Source organism: Arthrobacter sp. ZBG10 (assembly GCF_001238605.1).
GTDB lineage: Bacteria > Actinomycetota > Actinomycetes > Actinomycetales > Micrococcaceae > Arthrobacter.
The window spans coordinates 48,436-67,566 of record NZ_LFQH01000033.1 but is presented as its reverse complement, the minus strand read 5'-3'; the positions used below and the strand labels follow the sequence as shown (position 1 = coordinate 67,566).

Annotated in this window: 18 protein-coding genes; 10 read left to right on the top strand and 8 right to left on the bottom strand. The window is 66.6% G+C overall.

The window, feature by feature from the left end; translation table 11 throughout:
• The first annotated feature begins 50 nt into the window (after positions 1–50).
• Positions 51–1,001 carry a WxL protein peptidoglycan domain-containing protein gene (locus ACU18_RS08625; protein ID WP_050685130.1) on the top strand — a complete coding sequence of 317 codons (951 nt, stop codon included), beginning with the start codon at positions 51–53 and terminating at the stop codon, positions 999–1,001.
• A gap of 165 nt (positions 1,002–1,166) precedes the next feature.
• Here ACU18_RS08625 and ACU18_RS08620 read toward each other — a convergent pair whose 3' ends face one another.
• Entirely contained in the window at positions 1,167–1,355 is a 189-nt protein-coding gene (locus tag ACU18_RS08620) for a hypothetical protein (protein WP_050685129.1), read from the bottom strand.
• Positions 1,356–1,706: 351 nt separating this feature from the next.
• Here ACU18_RS08620 and pucL point away from each other — a divergent pair, with 351 nt between their 5' ends.
• Both pucL and ACU18_RS08610 read left to right on the top strand, forming a co-directional pair.
• Positions 1,707–2,615 carry a factor-independent urate hydroxylase gene (pucL, locus tag ACU18_RS08615; protein WP_050685128.1) on the top strand — a complete coding sequence of 303 codons (909 nt, stop codon included), beginning with the start codon at positions 1,707–1,709 and terminating at the stop codon, positions 2,613–2,615.
• A 156-nt stretch (positions 2,616–2,771) separates the two neighbouring features.
• The gene (locus tag ACU18_RS08610; RefSeq protein ID WP_050685127.1) at positions 2,772–4,280 is read left to right on the top strand and encodes a nucleobase:cation symporter-2 family protein; all 1,509 of its coding nucleotides are present in this window, start codon (positions 2,772–2,774) and stop codon (positions 4,278–4,280) included.
• A gap of 121 nt (positions 4,281–4,401) precedes the next feature.
• On the opposite strand, the gene ACU18_RS08605 is transcribed toward ACU18_RS08610, so the two are convergent.
• Both ACU18_RS08605 and ACU18_RS08600 read right to left on the bottom strand, forming a co-directional pair.
• On the bottom strand, positions 4,402–4,650 hold the full coding sequence (locus tag ACU18_RS08605) for an SCO4226 family nickel-binding protein (protein ID WP_050685126.1): 249 nt from the start codon (positions 4,648–4,650) through the stop codon (positions 4,402–4,404).
• Positions 4,651–4,785: 135 nt separating this feature from the next.
• Entirely contained in the window at positions 4,786–5,541 is a 756-nt protein-coding gene (locus tag ACU18_RS08600) for an IclR family transcriptional regulator (protein ID WP_050685125.1), read from the bottom strand.
• A 210-nt stretch (positions 5,542–5,751) separates the two neighbouring features.
• Between ACU18_RS08600 and ACU18_RS08595 the strand changes: the two genes are divergently transcribed.
• Genes ACU18_RS08595 through ACU18_RS08580 form a run of 4 tightly spaced genes read left to right on the top strand, consistent with a single transcriptional unit; the run spans position 5,752 to position 10,936 of the window.
• Positions 5,752–7,200 (top strand): NAD-dependent malic enzyme, encoded by a 1,449-nt coding sequence (locus ACU18_RS08595; protein WP_050685124.1) that lies wholly within the window; start codon positions 5,752–5,754, stop codon positions 7,198–7,200.
• 37 nt (positions 7,201–7,237) lie between these two features.
• On the top strand, positions 7,238–8,836 hold the full coding sequence (aceB, locus tag ACU18_RS08590) for a malate synthase A (RefSeq protein WP_050685123.1): 1,599 nt from the start codon (positions 7,238–7,240) through the stop codon (positions 8,834–8,836).
• A 3-nt stretch (positions 8,837–8,839) separates the two neighbouring features.
• Positions 8,840–10,108, top strand: a complete 1,269-nt coding sequence (locus ACU18_RS08585) for a DUF6986 family protein (RefSeq protein WP_050685122.1) — start codon at positions 8,840–8,842, stop codon at positions 10,106–10,108.
• Positions 10,109–10,123: 15 nt separating this feature from the next.
• Positions 10,124–10,936: a bifunctional allantoicase/(S)-ureidoglycine aminohydrolase gene (locus tag ACU18_RS08580; protein ID WP_050685121.1), complete on the top strand. Its 813-nt coding sequence runs from the start codon at positions 10,124–10,126 to the stop codon at positions 10,934–10,936.
• Positions 10,937–11,022: 86 nt separating this feature from the next.
• Here the strand turns inward: ACU18_RS08580 and ACU18_RS08575 are convergent, their stop codons facing one another.
• Entirely contained in the window at positions 11,023–12,204 is a 1,182-nt protein-coding gene (locus tag ACU18_RS08575) for a zinc-dependent alcohol dehydrogenase (protein ID WP_050685120.1), read from the bottom strand.
• 159 nt (positions 12,205–12,363) lie between these two features.
• Between ACU18_RS08575 and ACU18_RS08570 the strand changes: the two genes are divergently transcribed.
• Positions 12,364–12,612, top strand: a complete 249-nt coding sequence (locus ACU18_RS08570; RefSeq protein WP_050685119.1) for a hypothetical protein — start codon at positions 12,364–12,366, stop codon at positions 12,610–12,612.
• A 20-nt stretch (positions 12,613–12,632) separates the two neighbouring features.
• Here ACU18_RS08570 and ACU18_RS08565 read toward each other — a convergent pair whose 3' ends face one another.
• The 3 genes from ACU18_RS08565 to ACU18_RS08555 all read right to left on the bottom strand — a co-directional run bounded on the left by ACU18_RS08565 (position 12,633) and on the right by ACU18_RS08555 (position 15,542).
• Positions 12,633–13,349 (bottom strand): HAD family hydrolase, encoded by a 717-nt coding sequence (locus ACU18_RS08565; protein ID WP_082178252.1) that lies wholly within the window; start codon positions 13,347–13,349, stop codon positions 12,633–12,635.
• A complete protein-coding gene (locus ACU18_RS08560) occupies positions 13,346–13,633 on the bottom strand; it encodes a DUF1508 domain-containing protein (RefSeq protein WP_050685118.1) in 288 nt (95 codons plus the stop codon). The genes ACU18_RS08565 and ACU18_RS08560 overlap by 4 nt, the downstream gene beginning before the upstream one ends.
• Positions 13,634–13,733: 100 nt before the next feature.
• Complete coding sequence (locus ACU18_RS08555; protein ID WP_050685117.1) at positions 13,734–15,542, bottom strand: glycoside hydrolase family 15 protein; 1,809 nt, start codon at positions 15,540–15,542, stop codon at positions 13,734–13,736.
• 124 nt (positions 15,543–15,666) lie between these two features.
• Between ACU18_RS08555 and ACU18_RS08550 the strand changes: the two genes are divergently transcribed.
• Both ACU18_RS08550 and ACU18_RS08545 read left to right on the top strand, forming a co-directional pair.
• Positions 15,667–16,395 (top strand): DUF72 domain-containing protein, encoded by a 729-nt coding sequence (locus ACU18_RS08550; RefSeq protein WP_050685116.1) that lies wholly within the window; start codon positions 15,667–15,669, stop codon positions 16,393–16,395.
• 75 nt (positions 16,396–16,470) lie between these two features.
• Positions 16,471–17,574, top strand: a complete 1,104-nt coding sequence (locus ACU18_RS08545; protein ID WP_082178251.1) for an App1 family protein — start codon at positions 16,471–16,473, stop codon at positions 17,572–17,574.
• Here ACU18_RS08545 and ACU18_RS08540 read toward each other — a convergent pair whose 3' ends face one another.
• Entirely contained in the window at positions 17,575–19,113 is a 1,539-nt protein-coding gene (locus ACU18_RS08540) for a glycoside hydrolase family 1 protein (RefSeq protein ID WP_050685115.1), read from the bottom strand.
• Positions 19,114–19,131 lie beyond the last annotated feature (18 nt).

The following is a 19,131-nucleotide window of genomic DNA, read 5'->3' as shown; positions in this document are numbered from 1 at the left end:
GGGGCCGTCAGATTCCGGGCGGCCCCTGCCCCCTCCCCCTTGAAGGACCCATGTACCGTACAGCCGCCGTCGTCCTCATCAGCCTCCTGGCCCTGTTGGCTGGCGCGTTGCCGGCGCAGGCACTCGCCGCCACCAGCACCACCGCAGACGGACTCTCCTGGAGCATCCGGCCCGGCAGCACCGACGCCGCACAGCGCAGCAATTTCTCCTACACCCTGGACCCCGGTGCCACCATCCAGGACACCCTGGTGGTGACCAACCTGGGCAGCACGCCGCTGGACCTCGCTGTTTATGCGGCCGACGGCGTGACGTCCGCGAGCGGGCATCTTGACCTGGAACCGGCCGCCACAGCCGCGGCCAGCGTGGGCAGCTGGTTCGCGGCAGAGGCCGCAACCATCACCGTTCAACCCGGAGCGGCCCGGGAAGTCCCATTCAGCCTGGCGGTCCCCGCCGACGCGAGCCCAGGCGACCATGTGGGCGGGGTGGTGACCTCGTTCGTTTCGGCCGCTGCGCAGGGCACGGTGAAACTTGACCGGCGCCTGGCCACACGGCTCAACGTGCGGGTGGCAGGCGAGGAAACCATCGCGATGGCCATCTCCGACGTCACCGTCAACTACCCGGCCGCGTGGAACCCGTTTGCACCGGTGGCACCGGAAGTGACCTATACGGTGACCAACAACGGCAACGTCCGCGCGCTGGCCGACGAAAACGTGGACGCGTCCGGCCTGCTGGGGGCCGGAGCGGCCTCCGGCGCCGTGGCGGAACTGATCCCCGGCGGAAGCAGCACCCGGACCGTGACCCTGCCGGGGACCTGGCCCATATTTGCCGGGAACGCCACAGTAGTCCTTCAGCCGTGGTCCGTGGCCGGCAGCCCCGGTACCGAGGTAACGGCCGCCGCATCGACGGCAGCAGTGCCGTGGGGCCAGCTGGCAGTCCTGCTGGTCGTTGTGGTGCTGGCAGTGATCCTGGCCCGCCGTCGGGCGCGGCAGGCGCGGGCCTGAATCGCTCTGCCCCGGCGGCGCCGTTGCCTGCGACGCGCTCCTTGGCCTGCGACGCGCAGATTCCCTGACGCCCCCGTTATCTGGGGCGCGGCAGGGAATCTGCGCGGCGGGAGTGAATCTGCGCGTCGGGCAGCGGCCCGGACCCGCGTTGCCAGGTGTACTGCGCTAGGAGCGCTGGCGGCCGAAGCCCGGGATCGCGGCGATCCAGCGGGAGATCCGGCCGGGAACGTGTTCCCTGTCCGCCGGCACGTGGAAGTCCGGATCAATTCCGCCGCCCCGGGGAAGGTAGAACTCCTGGGCGGCGGGTGCGGTGGCCGGCGTCGGGGTCACCGGCGTCGTATTGTGCTGGAACATCTAATCCTCCTCGTTATTTCGTATTGCGGAAAGTATTTATTGCTATACGAAATAGTAGGATCACCGCCTCCACCCAGTCAAGGGGTATCCCGAAGCGGCGCGGCCGGCAGCCGGTCACAATCCGGATTTTCATTTTGTGATGTACACCACCGATTTGCGGGAGTACGCTGTTAGTCAACTCGTGGCCCAGGTCACGTAACCTGGGAGCAGCAGGCAGGGTCGTAATGAGCTGGCATCAATCGATGCCGGCTCTTTTTTTGTTGGGTCGGCAACACCGGAAACGCGCACGAAATGCGCGCTTAATTTCAGTGAAGGAACCTAGGTTCCACTACCGGAAGTTGGGAACAGACCATGAGCAGCAAGATCATCCTCGGCGAAAACCAGTACGGCAAGGCAGAAGTCCGGGTCGTCAAAATCACCCGCGACTCAGCCCGCCACGAAATCGAAGACCTTAACGTCACCTCGCAGCTCCGGGGCGATTTCTCGGCCGCCCACCTCGAAGGCGACAACGCCCACGTGGTGGCCACCGATACCCAGAAAAACACCATCTACGCCTTTGCCCGCGAAGGCATCGGCTCCCCCGAGGAATTCCTCCTGCGCCTCGGCGGGCACTTCACCTCCAGCTTCGACTGGGTCACCGGCGGCCGCTGGGAAGCGGAGGCCTACAGCTGGGACCGCATCGAGGCCCACGGCAGCGAACACGACCACTCGTTCGTCCGCAACGGCCAGGAAGTCCGGACCGCGGTCCTGGTCCGTGACGGCGCCACCAGCCACCTGATCTCCGGGCTGAAGGACCTCACTGTCCTCAAATCCACCCAGTCCGGCTTCACCGGCTACCCGCGGGACAAATACACCACCCTCCCCGAGACCACCGACCGCATCCTGGCCACGGATGTCTCTGCCCGCTGGCGCTTCAAGACCGGCACCGACTTCAGCTCGCTGGACTTCAACAAGAGCTACGACGACGTCAAGGGCCTCCTGCTCGAGGGCTTCACCGAGAACTATTCGCACGCCCTCCAGCAGACCCTGTTCGACATGGGCACCAAGGTCCTCGAAGCGCACAGCGAAATCGACGAGATCAAGTTCTCCATGCCCAACAAGCACCACTTCCTGGTGGATCTCTCCCCCTTCGGCCTGGACAACCCCAACGAGGTCTTCTTCGCCGCCGACCGCCCTTACGGCCTGATCGAGGCCACCGTCCAGCGCGACGACGCCGCGGCCGCCCCGGCAGCCTGGTCAGGCATCGCCGGCTTCTGCTGAGCCTGCAAACACCTGCAGCACCCCGCTGCACCACCAGCCTGAAAACCGGTGGCCGCGCCGCATCCCGGCCCGGCCACCGGCACCACAGACAGCACCACGTCAGCCAGACAACGTTAGCCAGACAAAGACGTCTGCCATGAACCCAGAAAGTCTGCCATGAACCTCAAAAAGAAGCCGGCCGCTGCTGCCGCCGGCAAGCGCACTTCCCATACCGGCCGTCCCGAAGACCAGCGACTGTCCATTGGAAGCACGTTCGCTTACGGATTCCAGCACGTCCTCACCATGTACGGCGGCATCATTGCCCCGCCCCTGATCATCGGCGCCGCTGCGGGCATGAACTCGCAGGACATCGGCCTGCTGATCGCCGCCTGCCTGTTCGTCGGCGGCCTCGCCACCATCCTGCAGACCGTGGGCATCCCGTTCTTCGGCTCCCAGCTTCCGCTGGTGCAGGGCGTCTCCTTCGCCGGCGTCTCCACCATGGTGGCGATCGTCCACGGCGGCGGCGGGATCCAGGCGGTCTTCGGCTCGGTCATTGTGGCCTCCGTGATCGGCCTGCTCATCACCCCGCTGTTCTCCAAGATCATCCGGTTCTTCCCACCGGTGGTCACCGGAACCGTCATCACCACCATCGGCCTGACCCTGATGCCCGTGGCAGCCAACTGGGCCATGGGCGGCAACAACAAGGCCCCCAACTACGGCAGCGTCTCCAACATCGGCCTCGCCGCCGCCACCATGGCAATCGTCCTGCTCCTGAGCAAAGTGGGCAGCGCCGCAATCTCCCGGCTGTCCATCCTGTTGGCCATGGTCCTGGGCACCCTGATCGCCTTCATCTTCGGCATGGCTGACTTCTCCAAGGTGGGTCAGGGCGAAATCGTTGCCTTCCCCACCCCCTTCGCGTTCGGCCCGCCTGTCTTCGAAATCGCCGCCATCATTTCCATGTTGATCGTTATCCTGGTGACACTGACCGAGACCTCCGCGGACATCATCGCCGTGGGAGAAATCGTGGGGACCAAGGTGGACTCCAAGAGGATCGGTGACGGCCTGCGCGCCGACATGCTCTCCAGCGCCATCTCCCCCCTGTTCAACTCCTTCACCCAGAGCGCCTTCGCCCAGAACGTGGGCCTGGTGGCCATCACCGGCGTCAAGAGCCGCTTTGTGGTCAGCGCCGGCGGCCTGATCCTGGTCATCCTGGGCCTGCTGCCCGTCCTGGGCCGCGTGGTGGCAGCCGTCCCCACGCCCGTCCTGGGCGGCGCCGGTGTGGTCCTCTTCGGCACCGTTGCCGCCTCCGGAATCCGCACGCTGTCCAAGGTTGAATACAAAAACAACATGAACCTGATCATCGTGGCCGCGTCCATCGGGTTCGGCATGATCCCCATCGCCGCACCGTCGTTCTATGACCAGTTCCCGTCCTGGTTCGGCACCATCTTCCACTCCGGCATCAGCTCGGCAGCCGTCATGGCCATCCTGCTGAACCTCCTCTTCAACCACCTGCGGGCAGGGAATTCGGAGAACCAGTCGGTGTTTGTGGCCGGCACCGGCCGTGTGGTCAAGGAAGAGGAACTGAAGTGCCTGGCCGACGGCGACCGCTTCGAAGGCGGCAAGCTCATCGACTGCGACGGCAAGGAAGTCCCGGTCCAGTCCAGCGAAAAGGCGTCAGAGCACTAACCCCCCACGCGAGATGGCACTTCGCGGCAATGTTTTCGAAGAACATTGCCGCGAAGTGCCATCTCGCGCTTCGGCGGTGGGGGCACAACGCCGGCAGCCTCGGTTCCGCGCCAGTTTCATTTCACACCACCAGGGGAACCGGATGGTATTCGTCAGCGGGATGCCCGGACCGCTCATGGATCCGCTTCACGGCTTCCACGTCCGGCGCCTCGGACAGGCAATACACCAGGCCGGAGTCGGGATCCGCCCACGCCTGCTTGAACTCCACCTGCTCGTCCGCCTGGATTGCCAGGTCGGCGTTGTGGGCTTCGTGCAGTTGCTCAGCGGTAATGCCCACCATGTTGTGATGCACGTCCATGAAGGTTGCCATGACAGCGCTCCCAGGGTTGATTTCCAATGGATGCGCTGATGCTACGCCCGGGCCCGGAGGGGGTCAACGGCCGTCGCTGACCCGTGCCGGAAGCCCGGACAGGCAGGCTCCACCCGCCCGTCCGGACCGGCAGGATCAGTTGCGGTTGAGCTCATCCGAGATGGCCTGCGCGGCATCCCGGAGCATGGGCACTGCCCGTTCGCCGAAGGAAAAGTCCACCCGGGATACGGGCCCGGACACCGAGATGGCAGTGGGGGTCGGCGCGTTGGGCACGGCCATGGCGAAGCAGCGCACGCCGAGCTCCTGTTCTTCCTCATCGATGGAATAGCCGCGTTCCCGGATCCGGCCCAGGTCCGCCAACAGCGCTTCGATGTCGCCGATGCTTTTGGCCGTGGGGGTGGGCATGCCGGTGCGGGCCACGATACCGCGGACCACCTCGTCGTCCAGCTGGGCCAGGATGGCCTTGCCCACGCCGGTGTCATGGGTGTGGGCGCGCCGGCCCACCTCGGTGAACATCCGCATGGAGTGCAGCGAGGGAACCTGCGCCACGTAAATCACCATGTCCGAGTCCAGCACGGCCATGTTGGAGGTCTCCCCCAACCGGTCCACCAGGCCCTTGAGCTGCGGCCGGGCCACGGCGCCGAGCTGTTTGTTGGCGCCTTCGCCGAGCCGGATCAGCCGGGGCCCCAGCGCATACCTGCGGTTGGGCAGCTGGCGGATGTACCCCAGGGACACCAATGTCCGCAGGAGCCGGTGGATGGTGGGCAGCGGCAGGTCCGTGGACGAGGACAGCTCACTGAGGGTGACGTCGCCGCCAGCGTCCGTGATCAGTTCCAAGAGTTCGAACACGCGTTCAACGGACTGAACGCCTCCGGCGGCTTTCTCAGCCATGTACCAGTCTCCTGTGGACTCGGATTCCGACAAGTCTTATCCGCATGGTGAAAAAGACGTGCCCTAGTTGTCCCAACTTACAGCACGGCCGCGGCCGGACGCCATGAAACACCTCGGGGCTTGTATTTCCACAAAGTAGATAATAATATCCATAATACGAAAACTTTTCGAAAGCAGAAAGCCCGCTAGGGCCCTACAGGAGGACATTCAATGGCGAACCCGAGCCCCGGAAATTCGATCACCCTGCGCGTGGAAGCACCCTCAAGCTTCACGGCCACCAGTGAACTGGCCGCCGCCGTCGGCGCAGCCGGCGCAGCCATCACCGCACTGGACGTCACCGAGTCCCACCACGAGACCCTTGTAGTGGACGTCACCTGCAACACCACCGACGACGACCACGCCGGCCGCGTGAAGGACGCCCTGAACGCGCTCGACGGCGTCACGGTCCAGCATGTCTCGGACCGCACGTTCCTGATGCACCTGGGCGGCAAGCTTGAAGTTGTCCCCAAAGTAGCCCTGCGCAACCGCGATGACCTGTCCCGCGCCTACACGCCCGGCGTCGCCCGCGTCTGCATGGCCATCGCCGAGGACCCCGCTGCTGCCCGCAACCTGACGGTCAAGCGCAACACCATCGCTGTGCTCACTGACGGTTCGGCGGTCCTGGGCCTGGGCAACATCGGCCCGGCCGCGGCCCTGCCGGTCATGGAAGGCAAGGCGGCACTGTTCAAGCAGTTCGCCAACGTTGATGCCTGGCCGGTCTGCCTGGATACCCAGGACACCGAGGAAATCATCATGATCGCCAAGGCCATGGCCCCCGTTTACGGTGGCATCAACCTCGAGGACATCGCCGCCCCGCGCTGCTTCGAGATTGAGAACCGCCTCCGCGAGGAACTGGACATCCCGGTGTTCCACGATGACCAGCACGGCACCGCCATCGTCACCCTGGCAGCCCTGGTCAACGCCCTGCGTGTGGTGGGCAAGACCCTCGCCGAGGTCAAGATCGTTGTCTCCGGCGTTGGCGCCGCGGGTTCCGCCATCATCCAGCTCCTCAAGGCCCAGGGCGCCCAGCACATTGTTGCTGCCGGCCGCTCCGGCGCCATCCACTCCGGCGAAACGTACAACGACAGCCACCGCAGCTGGATTGCCGCCAACACCAACGAGGAAGGCTTCGCCGGAACCCTGCACGAGGCGCTCAAGGGTGCCGACGTGTTCATCGGCGTCAGCGCACCGCACGTCATCGGCGAGGAGCAGGTCGCCTCGATGGCCGCAGATGCCATCGTGTTCGCCATGGCCAACCCCACGCCGGAGATCGACCCCGTCATCGCCGCCAAGCACGCAGCAGTAGTGGCCACGGGCCGCAGCGACTTCCCCAACCAGATCAACAACGTGCTGGCGTTCCCGGGCTTCTTCCGCGGCCTCCTGGACGCCGGCGCATCGGACATCACGCCGGAGATGCTGGTGGCCGCCGCGGATGCCATCGCCAACCGGGTAGCTGACGACGAGCTTAATGCCAGCTACATTATCCCCAGCGTCTTTGATCCCCACGTGGCCGCCGATGTGGCGGCAGCGGTGGCAGCAGCCGCCCGTTCAGCCCAGGCGGCAACAGCGGCTGGCCAGGCAACGGAACCGGCGGCCGAGGCCGCTTACGCCAACGCCTGACACACCGCCTGACCCGCAGCCAAGGAAAGGACCAGAAATGGCCATCACAGTCACAGACCCCACGCCGATCGAGCGCGCGGAGGAAATCCTCACGCCCAAGGCGCTGGCTTTCGTGGAGGAACTCCACAAACGTTTCGCCGGCACCCGCGACGAGCTCCTGGCTGCCCGCGGCGCCAAGCGCCAGCGTGTTGCCGAAACCGGCAAGCTCGATTTCCTGCCGGAAACGCAGGAGGTGCGCGCCGGCGACTGGAAGGTTGCCGCCGCACCGGCAGCCCTGCAGGACCGGCGCGTGGAAATGACCGGGCCCGCTACGCCGGCCAAGATGGCCATCAACGCCCTTAACTCCGGTGCCAAGGTGTGGCTCGCGGACCTCGAGGATGCCAGCACCCCCACGTGGGGCAACGTCATCGACGCCATCCTCAACCTCCGCGACGCCGCCCAGGGCACCCTGGCCTTCACCTCTGATGAGGGCAAGGAATACCGGCTCCGCACCGACGCGCCCCTGGCCGTCGTGGTGGCCCGCCCCCGCGGCTGGCACATGGCGGAAAAGCACCTGCTGCTGAACGGCCAGCCGGCCGTAGGCGCGCTGGTGGACTTCGGCCTGCACTTCTTCCACGTGGCAAAGCAGCTGGTCCTCAACGGCCAGGGCCCGTACTACTACCTGCCCAAGATGGAAAGCCACCTCGAAGCCCGGCTGTGGAACGACGTGTTCGTTTTCGCGCAGGACTTCCTGGGCCTGGGCCAGGGCACCATCCGGGCCACGGTGCTGATCGAGACCATCCCGGCTGCGTTCGAGATGGACGAAATCCTGTACGAACTGCGGGACCACGCGTCGGGCCTGAACGCCGGCCGCTGGGACTACCTGTTCAGCATCATCAAGTACTTCCGGGACGCCGGCGAGGAATTCGTCCTGCCGGACCGCGCCTCCGTGGCCATGACCGCACCCTTTATGCGGGCCTACACGGAACTCCTGGTGAAGACCTGCCACCACCGGGGCGCCTTCGCCATGGGCGGCATGGCGGCCGTTATCCCCAACCGGCGCCACCCTGAGGTCACCGAGGCGGCCTTCGCCAAGGTCCGCGCAGACAAGACCCGGGAAGCAAACGACGGCTTCGACGGGTCCTGGGTGGCCCACCCGGACCTCGTCCCCACCTGCCGCGAAGTCTTTGACGGGGTCCTCGGCGACAGGCCCAACCAGCTGGACAAGCAGCGCCCCGAGGTCACCGTCACGGCAGCCCAGCTGCTGGACGTCTCCTCCGCCGACGGCCAGGTCACCGAAGCCGGCCTTCGCCTGAACCTCTACGTGGCCGTCGCGTACACCGCCGTGTGGCTTTCGGGCAACGGCGCCGTGGCCATCCACAACCTGATGGAGGACGCCGCCACCGCGGAAATCTCCCGGTCGCAGGTGTGGCAGCAGATCCGCAACAAATCGGTGCTGGCTGATACCGGCAACACCGTCACCAAGGACCTGGTGGAGCGGATCCTGGGCGAGGAAACCGAACGGCTCCGCACGGAGGTGGGCGACGAAGCGTTCCTCCGCTACTACCAGCCGGCCAGCGGGCTCATCGGGGACATCTGCCTTTCCGATGGCTACACCGACTTCCTGACCACCCCTGCCTACGAACTGGTGGGCTGAGGCATGGCGGCAACACCTTCCCTCTCTGCTGCGGACCTGGCCCACATCGACGGGCAGCTCGCAGCCACCGACCGGTTGCTGGACCGCAACTACCCGGGCGACGACGGCTCCCGCCAGCCCGTCCATACGGTGTACGTGCCCGCTGACCGTTTCTCGCCGTCGTTCGCTGCGGACTGGGGCGCCGAGGCGCTGGCTACCGTGGCAGCCAAGGGCGGCTTCGGTAAGCTCGCGGACCTCCTGGGCCAGGACGCCGGGCTGGCCGAGGCCGTGTCCACCCGGGTGGCGGCCAAGCTGGCCAGCGAACCCATCGAGGACCTGCGGCTCGACTTTGAGGACGGGTTCGGCGACAGGGGCGACGACGCCGAGGACGCCGCCGCCGTTGCCGCGGCTTCCGCCGTGGCCGCCGCAGCCGCGGCCGGGACCGCCCCGCCGTTCATCGGGATCCGGTTCAAATGCTTCGAGGCCGCCACCCGGGCCCGGGGGCTGCGGACCCTGGACCTGTTTGTGTCCGGCTTGGCCGCTGCCGGCGAACTTCCCGAGGGCCTGATCCTGACCCTGCCCAAGGTCACCACCGTGGCGCAGGTCCAGGCCATGGACTTCGCGGTCTCACGCCTGGAAACAGTTCACTCCCTGCCTGCCGGCAGGCTCCGCTTCGAGGTGCAGGTGGAAACACCGCAGCTGATCCTCGGACCGGACGGCACCTCGCCGGTGGCGCAGCTTCCGCACGCGGTGCCCGGCCGGATCAGCGGCCTGCACTACGGCACCTACGACTACTCCGCGTCGCTGCAGATCGCGGCCGAGTACCAGTCCATGGAGCACCCCGTTGCCGACTTCGCCAAGGAAGTCATGCAGCTGGCCGTGGCCGGCACCGGCATCCGGCTCTCCGACGGGTCCACCAACATCATCCCGGTGGGCGACAACGTGGAAAACGCGTGGCAGCTGCACGGCCGGCTGGTCCGCCGTTCGCTGGAACGCGGCTACTACCAGGGCTGGGACCTGCACCCGGCCCAGCTCCCCAGCCGGTTCGCCGCCACCTACGCCTTCTACCGGGAAGGCCTGCCCGCAGCTGCCGCCCGCCTGCGCAATTACGTTGAGCGGACCGAAGGCGGCGTGATGGACGAGCCCGCCACGGCCCGCGCCCTTGCGGCGTTTGTCCTCCGCGGCGTCCAGTGCGGCGCTGTTGGTGCCGACGAGGTCCTTGCGGGGACCGGCGTCGACATTTCCCACCTCACGGCCCTTGCCCACCCGCGGCTGGCCGCTTCCACCTCCTAAGCAAAGGACTTCCCAATGGGCAAGTACTACACCCCCCAGGGCGGCCTGCCGCCGCAGAGCCACCTGACCACCGAGCGCGCCATCGTCACCGAGGCCTACACGGTGATTCCCAAAGGCGTGATGACGGACATCGTGACCAGCAACCTGCCTGGCTTCTCGAACACCCGCTCCTGGATCATCGCCCGGCCCATCTCGGGCTTTGCCACCACCTTCTCCCAGCTCATCGTCGAGGTGGGCCCCGGCGGCGGCGCACCGAAAGCTGAATTCGAGCCGGGGGTCGAAGGCGTGGTGTTCCTTACCCGCGGCAGCCTCAGCCTCACCCTCGACGGCGAGCTGCACCAGCTGGAGGAGGGCGGCTACGCCTACCTGGCCGCCGGCTCGGAGTGGGGCGTCGAGAACAACTCCACCGAACCGGCGTCGTTCCAGTGGATCCGCAAGGCCTACGAACGCCTGGAAGGGCACGAGGCCAAGTCCTTCGTGACCAACGAAAAGGACGTTGAGCCCACCGCGATGCCGGACACCAACGGCGCGTGGAAGACCACCCGCTTTACGGACTCCAGCGACCTGGCCCACGACATGCAGGTCAACATCGTGACCTTCCAGCCCGGCGGCGTGATCCCCTTCCCGGAAACCCACGTGATGGAACACGGCCTCTACGTCCTCGAGGGCAAGGCCATGTACCTGCTGAACAACGACTGGGTGGAAGTGGAGGCCGGCGACTTCATGTGGCTGCGCGCGTTCTGCCCGCAGGCCTGCTATGCCGGTGGCCCGGGCGAGTTCCGCTACCTGCTGTACAAGGACATGAACCGCCAGGTCCGACTCACCTAGGAACTTTTTCTTCCCCACCTGAGTAGCGCCAAGTGTCGTTGTGAACCCTCATGACGGCACGTGGCGCTACTTGGTTGGGTTGGGGCTTATGCTCCGGGGTTGAGGACCACCTTGATGCAGCCGTCCTCTTTCTTCTGGAACTTCTCATACAGGGCCGGCGCACCGTCCAGCCCGGACCGGTGGGTGACCAGGTCCATCACGCCCAGCGGATCGGCGTCGTCCTCCACCAGCGGCAGGATGTCATCGGTCCAGCGCCGGACGTTGCACTGGCCCATCCGCACCTGCAGCTGCTTGTCGAACATGGTCATCAGGGGCATGGGGCTTGCCTCGCCGCCGTACACGCCGCTCAGGGAGAGCGTTCCACCGCGCCGGACGGCGTCGATGGCCGTGTGGAGCGCCGCGAGCTTGTCCACGCCGGCCGTTTCCATGGCTTTCTGTGCCAGCTTGTCCGGCAGCAGCCCCAGCGCCTGGTGCGCGAACCCGGCAAGCGGGGAACCGTGTGCTTCCATGCCGACGGCGTCAATCACCGCGTCAGTTCCGCGGCCGGCAGTCATCTCCCGCAGTTCGTCCGCGATGCCTTTGCTGTAGTCCAGCGTTTCCACGCCGTGCCTGGCAGCCATGGCCCGCCGTTCAGGTACCGGATCAACGCCGATGACCCGGACGCCGCGGTGGGCGGCGATCCGGCTGGCGAACTGGCCCACGGGACCCAGCCCGAACACCGCCAGCGTTCCGCCCGGCTCAACGTCTGCGTAGTGCACACCCTGCCAGGCGGTCGGCAGGATGTCGGAGAGGAAGAGGTACCGCTCATCCGGCAACTCGGTTCCCACTTTGACCGGCCCGTAGTCGGCGTGGGGAACGCGCAGGTACTCGGCCTGCCCGCCCGGGACGGACCCGTACAACTCAGAGAACCCGAAGAGGGAAGCTCCTGAGCCTTTTTCCTTGACCTGGGTGGTTTCACATTGGGACTGCAGCCCCTGGCTGCACATAAAGCAGTGCCCGCAGGAGATGTTGAATGGGACCACCACCCTGTCGCCCTTGCGCAGGTTGGTTACCGCGCTGCCCACTTCCTCCACGATGCCCATGGGCTCGTGGCCAATCACATCCCCCTTGTGCATATATGCGCCAAGGACTTCATAAAGGTGCAGGTCCGAACCGCAGATGGCGGTGGACGTGATCCGCACAATGGCGTCAGTGGGTTCCTGGATGACGGGATCCGGCACTTCCTCAACACTTACTGATCGTTTTCCCTGCCACGTCAGTGCTCGCACTGTCTTCTCCTTTACCTCGGGTCCGGGCCGGCTGCCCTCGTTTCGACGCTATCGGATTCCGCCCAAAAAAGTAAGCATGCTGATGAAAACCCTTGTCGTCCGCGCCACAGGCTCTTAGCGTAGGAAGAACAGATCCGTACCGCAGGAAGGGGAACAGCCATGACGCTCTACCAGCCGGAACCAGTCGAAATTTCCACCCGGATACGGCCCGGCGAATGGACCGAGGAAAGCCTTACGCAATTGGTGGCGTCGTACCGCACCAGGATCACGGAGATGGGGGCCGTCCCGGCCGACGTCGGAACGAACGTCCAGCGCAACGGCGACGGCTCCGTCCATGTGCTGGTGACGTGGAACAAGCCGCCCGACGCCGGCGATGAGGACGCTGCCACGGCGGGGCCAACTGCCTGACCCACCGGGAGAACCGCTGTTTACTGCCCGGGATCCGGGGTGAGGAGCCGGCCGATCGCACTGGCGCCAAGCTTGTCCAGCAGCTCACGCGGCCCGCTGTAGACCTCCACGGCCCCGGCTTCCCGGAGCGCTTCGGCGGGGATGCCGCCGCTGGTGACCCCGATCGACGGTATGCCCAGCGCCGCCGCAGCCTTCATGTCCCACACCGCGTCCCCCACGTAGACCGCGTCTGCAGCTTCCACCCCGATGGCGGCCAGGGCGGCCACCAGGATGTCCGGGGCAGGTTTGCTGCGGCTGGCATCATTGGCGCTGGTAGCAGCGTCAATCGCATCGCCGGCGCCCAGGACGTCCCGCATGACCGCCAGGTCCTCGGTGCGCGCGGACGACGCCAGTGCGACGGCGAGGCCCGCGGCGTGACAGCCGGTCAACAGGTCGGCAGTGCCGTCAAAGGCCCTTAGTGCGGGCCAGTTGGCGGCGTACAGGGCACCGTGGGCGGCCAGGACGTCCGCAGTGGCCGGGCGGTGGGGTCCAGCCGGAAGCAGAGCGTTCACCAGGCGCGCGCCGCCCATGCCCACATGCTGGTGGATCGCGGCCATGGGGATGTCCTGGCCGTATTGGCGGAACGCACCCCACCACGCCACGGTATGCAGATACGAGGAGTCAATCAGCGTCCCGTCCACATCAAAAAGCACCCCCCGGCGCAGGCCGGAGGGCGCCTGGTCTGCCGCCTTACTCACACTGCCGCCCGCCGGACGTCCGGCGCTTTACGGCGCAGGGCCGCTTCCTCCTTGGCGGAACTGACGGGCCGGACCCGTTCGCGGAGCACAGTTCCTGCACCGCCATGGCTCTTGTCCCGGATCAGGCCGGTGCCGGCCACCTCGCGGGCCATGGCAATGCCGGCGGCGGCCGCCCGCTTGGTGGGGAAGGTTACGGAGATGGCCATCAGGTTCCCCGCCCCATCCATCATCCGGACCCGATAGCCGCCGTCGGGCGCATCCACGAGTTCAAAATATCCGGCCATTCGTATCACTCCTCCGTTAATCACGGCACTGTGCATCTGGAAGCACTCCATGAAGTACTAGTAAGTATACTTACCGGTTGGCTGATGGAAAAGCGGCGGTTCAGCCGGCGGGAACCGTTTCGGGCGGGATGGGCCTGTCGCTGCGGCGCATGGTGTCCTGGTGCAGCTCCAGCGCGCTGGTCACCAGGGCGAAGTGGCTGAAGGCCTGCGGGGTGTTGCCGAGCTGGCGGCCGGCTTTGACGCCCCACTCCTCACTGAGCAGTCCCACGTCATTGCGCAGTTCCAGCAGGCGCTCAAACAGCTGCCTGGATTCCACGTGCCGGCCGGCGCCCAGCAGGGCCTCCACCAGCCAGAACGAGCAGGCCAGGAACACCCCCTCGTCGCCCGGCAGGCCGTCGTCGCTCTCGTCAGGGCGGTAGCGCAGCACGAAGCCGTCCTCCGTCAGGTCCCGCTGGATGGCCTCGATGGTCCCGATCACGCGGGGATCATTCGGCGGCAGGAACCCCACCCGGGGAATCAGCAGCAGGCTGGCGTCCAGCTCCGGCCGGCCGTAGGACTGGACAAAGGTGTTCCGTTCGGCGTCGAACCCGTTGGCCATCACTTCCGCGTGGATGGTGTCCCGGAGCTCCTCCCACCGTTCCACCGGACCGGGCAGCCCGTAATCCCGGACGCCCTTGACCATCCGGTCCGCGGCAACCCAGGCCATCACTTTGGAGTGCGTGAAGTGCCGGCGGGGACCGCGCATTTCCCACAGCCCGTTGTCCGGCTGGTCCCAGATGGTTTCCAGGTGGGCCATCAGGGCCAGCTGCACCGCCCAGGCCTCGTCCGAGTGCTTCAGCAGTGAATTCCGGGTCAGCGCCAGGCAGTCCAGGACCTCACCCCACACATCCAGCTGGAACTGATCAGCGGCGCCATTGCCGATCCGCACCGGAGCGGAGTTTTCGTAGCCTTTCAACCAGGGCAGCTCCATCTCGGGGAGCCGGCGTTCGCCGTGGATGCCGTACATGATCTGCAGGTCTGCCGGGTCGCCGGCCACGGCGCGCAGGAGCCAGTCGCGCCACGCTGCGGCCTCGGCCGTGTAGCCGGCGGCGAGGAGCGCCTGGAGCGTCATGGCGGCGTCGCGGAGCCAGCAGTACCGGTAGTCCCAGTTGCGGGGGCCGCCCAGCTGTTCCGGCAGGGAGGTGGTGACGGCAGCAACGATGCCGCCGGTGGGCGCATAGGTCAGCGCCTTGAGTGTCACCAGGGAGCGGACCACGGCGTCCTGGTACTCGCCCTTGACCGCGCACTGCGATGTCCAGCCGCGCCAGAACGCGAACGTGGTGCCCAGGACCTCTTCCGCATCCATCATGTGGGGCCGGCCCACATGGCTCGGCGCCCACGTCAGGACGAACGGGATCCGCTCCCCTGCGCTGACCGTGAAGTCGCTGACGGTGTGCATGTTCTCGCCGTGCAGCGGGGCAGGGGTAACCAGGTAAACCGCGTCCGGGCCGGCGATCGCGTGGAGCCCGTGCTTGTCCCGGCGCACCCAGGGAATGATGTGCCCGTAATCGAAGCGGAGGGTCAGCTCGCCGTGCATTTTGACGGTGCCGCTGACGCCTTCAACGATGCGGACTATATCGGCCACGGAGTCGCGTGGCGGCATAAAGTCGATGACGCGCACCGTGCCTTCCGGCGTCTCCCACTCCGTGTCGAGGATGAGGCTGCCGTCCCGATAGCTGCGCCGCGTGCAGCTGCCGCCGCCTTCGGGCGCGAGGAGCCAGCGCCCAGCGTCGGGAGTGTCCAGCAACGCGTTGAAGCACGCCGGCGAATCGAACCGCGGAAGGCAGAGCCAGTCGATGGAGCCTTCCTTGCTGACCAGCGCCCCCGTGTGCAGGTCGCCCACTACCGCATAATCCTCGATACGTGCCATGGTCCCACCCTGCCATATGCACCTGCGGCCAGGGCCGGTTCCGGCGTGTAGCCTGACAGTTGGTGATGCAACAGCCTTCCAGTCCGGCCCGCCCGCGGCGGGCCCACCACTAACGGCAGGTACCATGGCAATCCACATCGGCACGTCCGGCTGGAGCTACGACCACTGGGAGCATGTCCTCTACCCTTCCGGGTTGCCTGCCCGCGATCGGCTGCAGCAATACGTGTCCCGGTTCAGCACGGTTGAGTTGAACGCCAGCTTCTACCGCTGGCCGCGGGACACCGCATTCGCTGGCTGGAACCGCCGCCTGCCCGCCGGCTTTGCCATGTCCGTCAAGGCGCCGCGGGGACTGACGCACGGCAGGAAGCTTTACGGCCCGGAGGTCTGGCTGGAACGCATTGCCCGCTGCTGGCACGAACTGGGCGACAAACGGGCTGTCCTGCTGGTCCAGCTGCCGCCACAACTGGAACGCGACGAAGCGCGGCTGGACTACTTCCTGTCCGCCGTCCCGCCGTGGATCCGGGTGGCAGTCGAGTTCCGCCATCCCAGCTGGGACTGCCCCGGGGTGTACGCCCTGCTGGCGCGGCACCAGGCCGCGTACTGCGTCATGAGCGGGGCCAACCTGCCTTGCGTCCTGCGCGCCACCGCGCCGTTCGCCTACGTCCGGCTGCACGGCCCTGACCAGCACCATCTGTATGGAGGTTCCTACCAGGATCCGGACCTGCACTGGTGGGCGGACCGGATCCGTGAATGGGACGCCGCGGGACTGGACGTGTACGCATATTTCAATAACGACGGCGGCGGCCACGCCGTGCGCAACGCCGCCACGTTGCGGGGGTTCCTCGGCGTGTGACGCCGGGGTGGCTGCCTGCACCTTCGCCACCCACGCGGCACCGTATGAGGCATCGCCCTGTGGCAGAGTGGAGGGATGGACCAGGCCCCGCACGACGTGCCCCCGAACGCAGCTCCGCAGCCCCACCATTTGCCGGACGGGAATGGGTTGGCCGGTAACGGGTTTTTCCGGCTGGCCCACCGCATCTCGGACGCCGTCAACGGGGTCAGGATCAAGCTCGCCAAACGCTGGGACTTTGTGCCCCAGACCATCGCCTACCAGGGCTACGGCTCCACCAGCCGGGTGCGGGTGCTGGGCCGGGTGCTGCTGACGCAGCGGCCGCTGCCGGGCAGCCGGGCCGAGCGGGAGGCCGGCAGCGGCATGCAGAACGTCCGGGGCTGGCGTGCGTTCACCAGCGTGCCGCTGCAGTTTCCGGACGTCGAAATCACCATCGGCGATGTGGTGGCCCGCGTCAAAGCGGACCGGGGCGGCCTGGTTGACACGGAAGTGGACGTCCGGCTTTCACCGGGCTGGCATACCGCAGTACTGCAGGCCGAAGGCACCGAACCGTACGAGGCGCTGATCCAGGTGGTGGCTCCGGAGGTACGCTTCGGGATCGTCTCGGACATAGACGACACTGTGATGGTCACCGCCCTGCCCCGGCCTTTCCTGGCACTCTGGAACACGTTTGTGCTGAGCGAACGTGCCCGCATGGCCACCCCCGGCATGGCGGTACTCCTGGACCGGCTCAGGATCCAGCATCCGGAGGCCCCGGTGATCTACCTATCCACGGGCCCCTGGAACGCGGCGCCCACCCTGGCCCGGTTCCTGGTCCGCAACATGTACCCGGCCGGCGCCCTGCTGCTGACGGACTGGGGCCTGACGCAGGACCGCTGGTTCCGCAGCGGCCAGGAACACAAGCGCCGGAACCTGGAGCGGCTCAGCAAGGAGTTCCCGGACATCCAGTGGCTCCTGATCGGCGACAACGGCCAGCACGATGAGGCCATCTACAACAGCTTCGCCGCGGACAACCCGGACCGCGTTGCGGCCATCGCAATCCGGCAACTGTCCGTCAGTGAGTCGGTGTTCGCCGGCGGCCACTCGGAGGACGGCGACCACTCAGCGTCCCGGGTGCCGTGGATCTACTCCCCGGACGGCGCCGGCATGGCGAAGCAGCTGGCCACCCTGGACCTGCTCTAGCTAGGCCATGGCACCCACGGGCGTGGCGCCGTCGTCCGGAATTGCAGCGCCTTCCGGGACCGCGGCCTGTGCCACCGCCATCCCTGCGGCCTGCAGGAGGTTGCGTTCCTCGATCAGCTCCTGGAGCCAGTAATAGGAGGCCTTGGGCGTCCGCTCCAGGCTTTCGAAGTCCACGTGGAGCAGCCCGAACGGCTGTTTGTACCCGGCTGACCACTCAAAGTTGTCCAGCAGCGACCACACGTAGTAGCCACGCAGCTCGATGCTCTCCGCGATGCCTCCCGGCGCAGTTGCCTTCACCGCCGCCTCGATATGGTCGGACAGGTACTTGAGGCGGCGCTCATCGGGAATGGACACGGTGTTGGTGGCTTTGTCCCGGACCAGGATGTCCTCGAAGCTGGCCCCGCCCTCGGTGATGTACACGGGCGGCAGGTTGGGGTACCGGGCTGCCATTTCCTTCAGCGCCACCCCCATGTACTCCGGCTTGACCGGCCAGCCGTAGGCAGTAATGTCAGCCTCCGGCCAGGCTTCAACGTGGAACGGGGCCGTACCGCCGGTGGCGCTGATGTCGCTGCCCATGGCTTCGGCCATGCTGGCAGGCACCGCACCGCTGCCTGGACCCACTGCGACCTTGGTGGGCATGTAGTAGTTCAGGCCGTAGAAGTCCAGGGGCGCGGAGATGAGTTCCAGGTCTTCGTCCGGGTGCTCGAAGGAGCTGAAGAATTTTGCGGCCCGGACCAGGTCAGGGTATTTGCCCTTCAGGACGGGATCCGCGTAAAGGGTGTTTTGTGCCAGGTCCATCAGCCCGGCCGCAACCTTGTCCAGGGGGTTGATCGAGTTGGGCACCATGGGCGAGTAAACGTTGGTCATGCCGATTTCCCCGCGTACCGCTGCAGCCCGCAGCGCCTGCAGTGCCAGGCCGTGGCCCAGCAGCTGGTGGTGGACGGTGGGGAAGGCGCCCAGAAGCAGATCCTTCCCAGGGGAATGCAGCCCCAGCGTGTAGCCGTTGGTGGTGACGGTGGCGGGCTCGTTGATGGTGACCCAGCGGTCCACCCGGTCCCCGAACGCCTCGCCAAGGATGGCTGCGTATTCACCCAGGCGGTAGGCCGTGTCCCGGTTCATCCAGCCGCCGTCGTCGTCCAGGGCCAGCGGGGTGTCCCAGTGGTACACGGTGGCCATCGGCGAGATCCCGTTGGCCAGCAGTTCGTCCAGGAGCCGGTCGTAGAAGTCCAGGCCGGCGCGGTTTGCCGGGCCCTTGCCCGTGGGCTGGATCCGCGGCCAGCCAAAGGAGAACCGGTACGAATCCACGCCCAGCTGCTTCATCAGGGCCACATCCTGGGGCATCCGGTGGTAGTGGTCGGTGGCCACCACGGGGCTGTGGTCCCCCACGATGGTTCCGGGCCTGGCGGCGAACCGGTCCCACCCTGCGGGGCCGCGGCCGTCCTCCTCCAGTGCCCCCTCGATCTGGAACGCAGCGGTAGCCACTCCAAGGGTGAATCCGGAGGGAAGGAGGGCGGCAAGATCCTTGGCGGTGATGTGCATGCGGGGCTGCAACTTCCT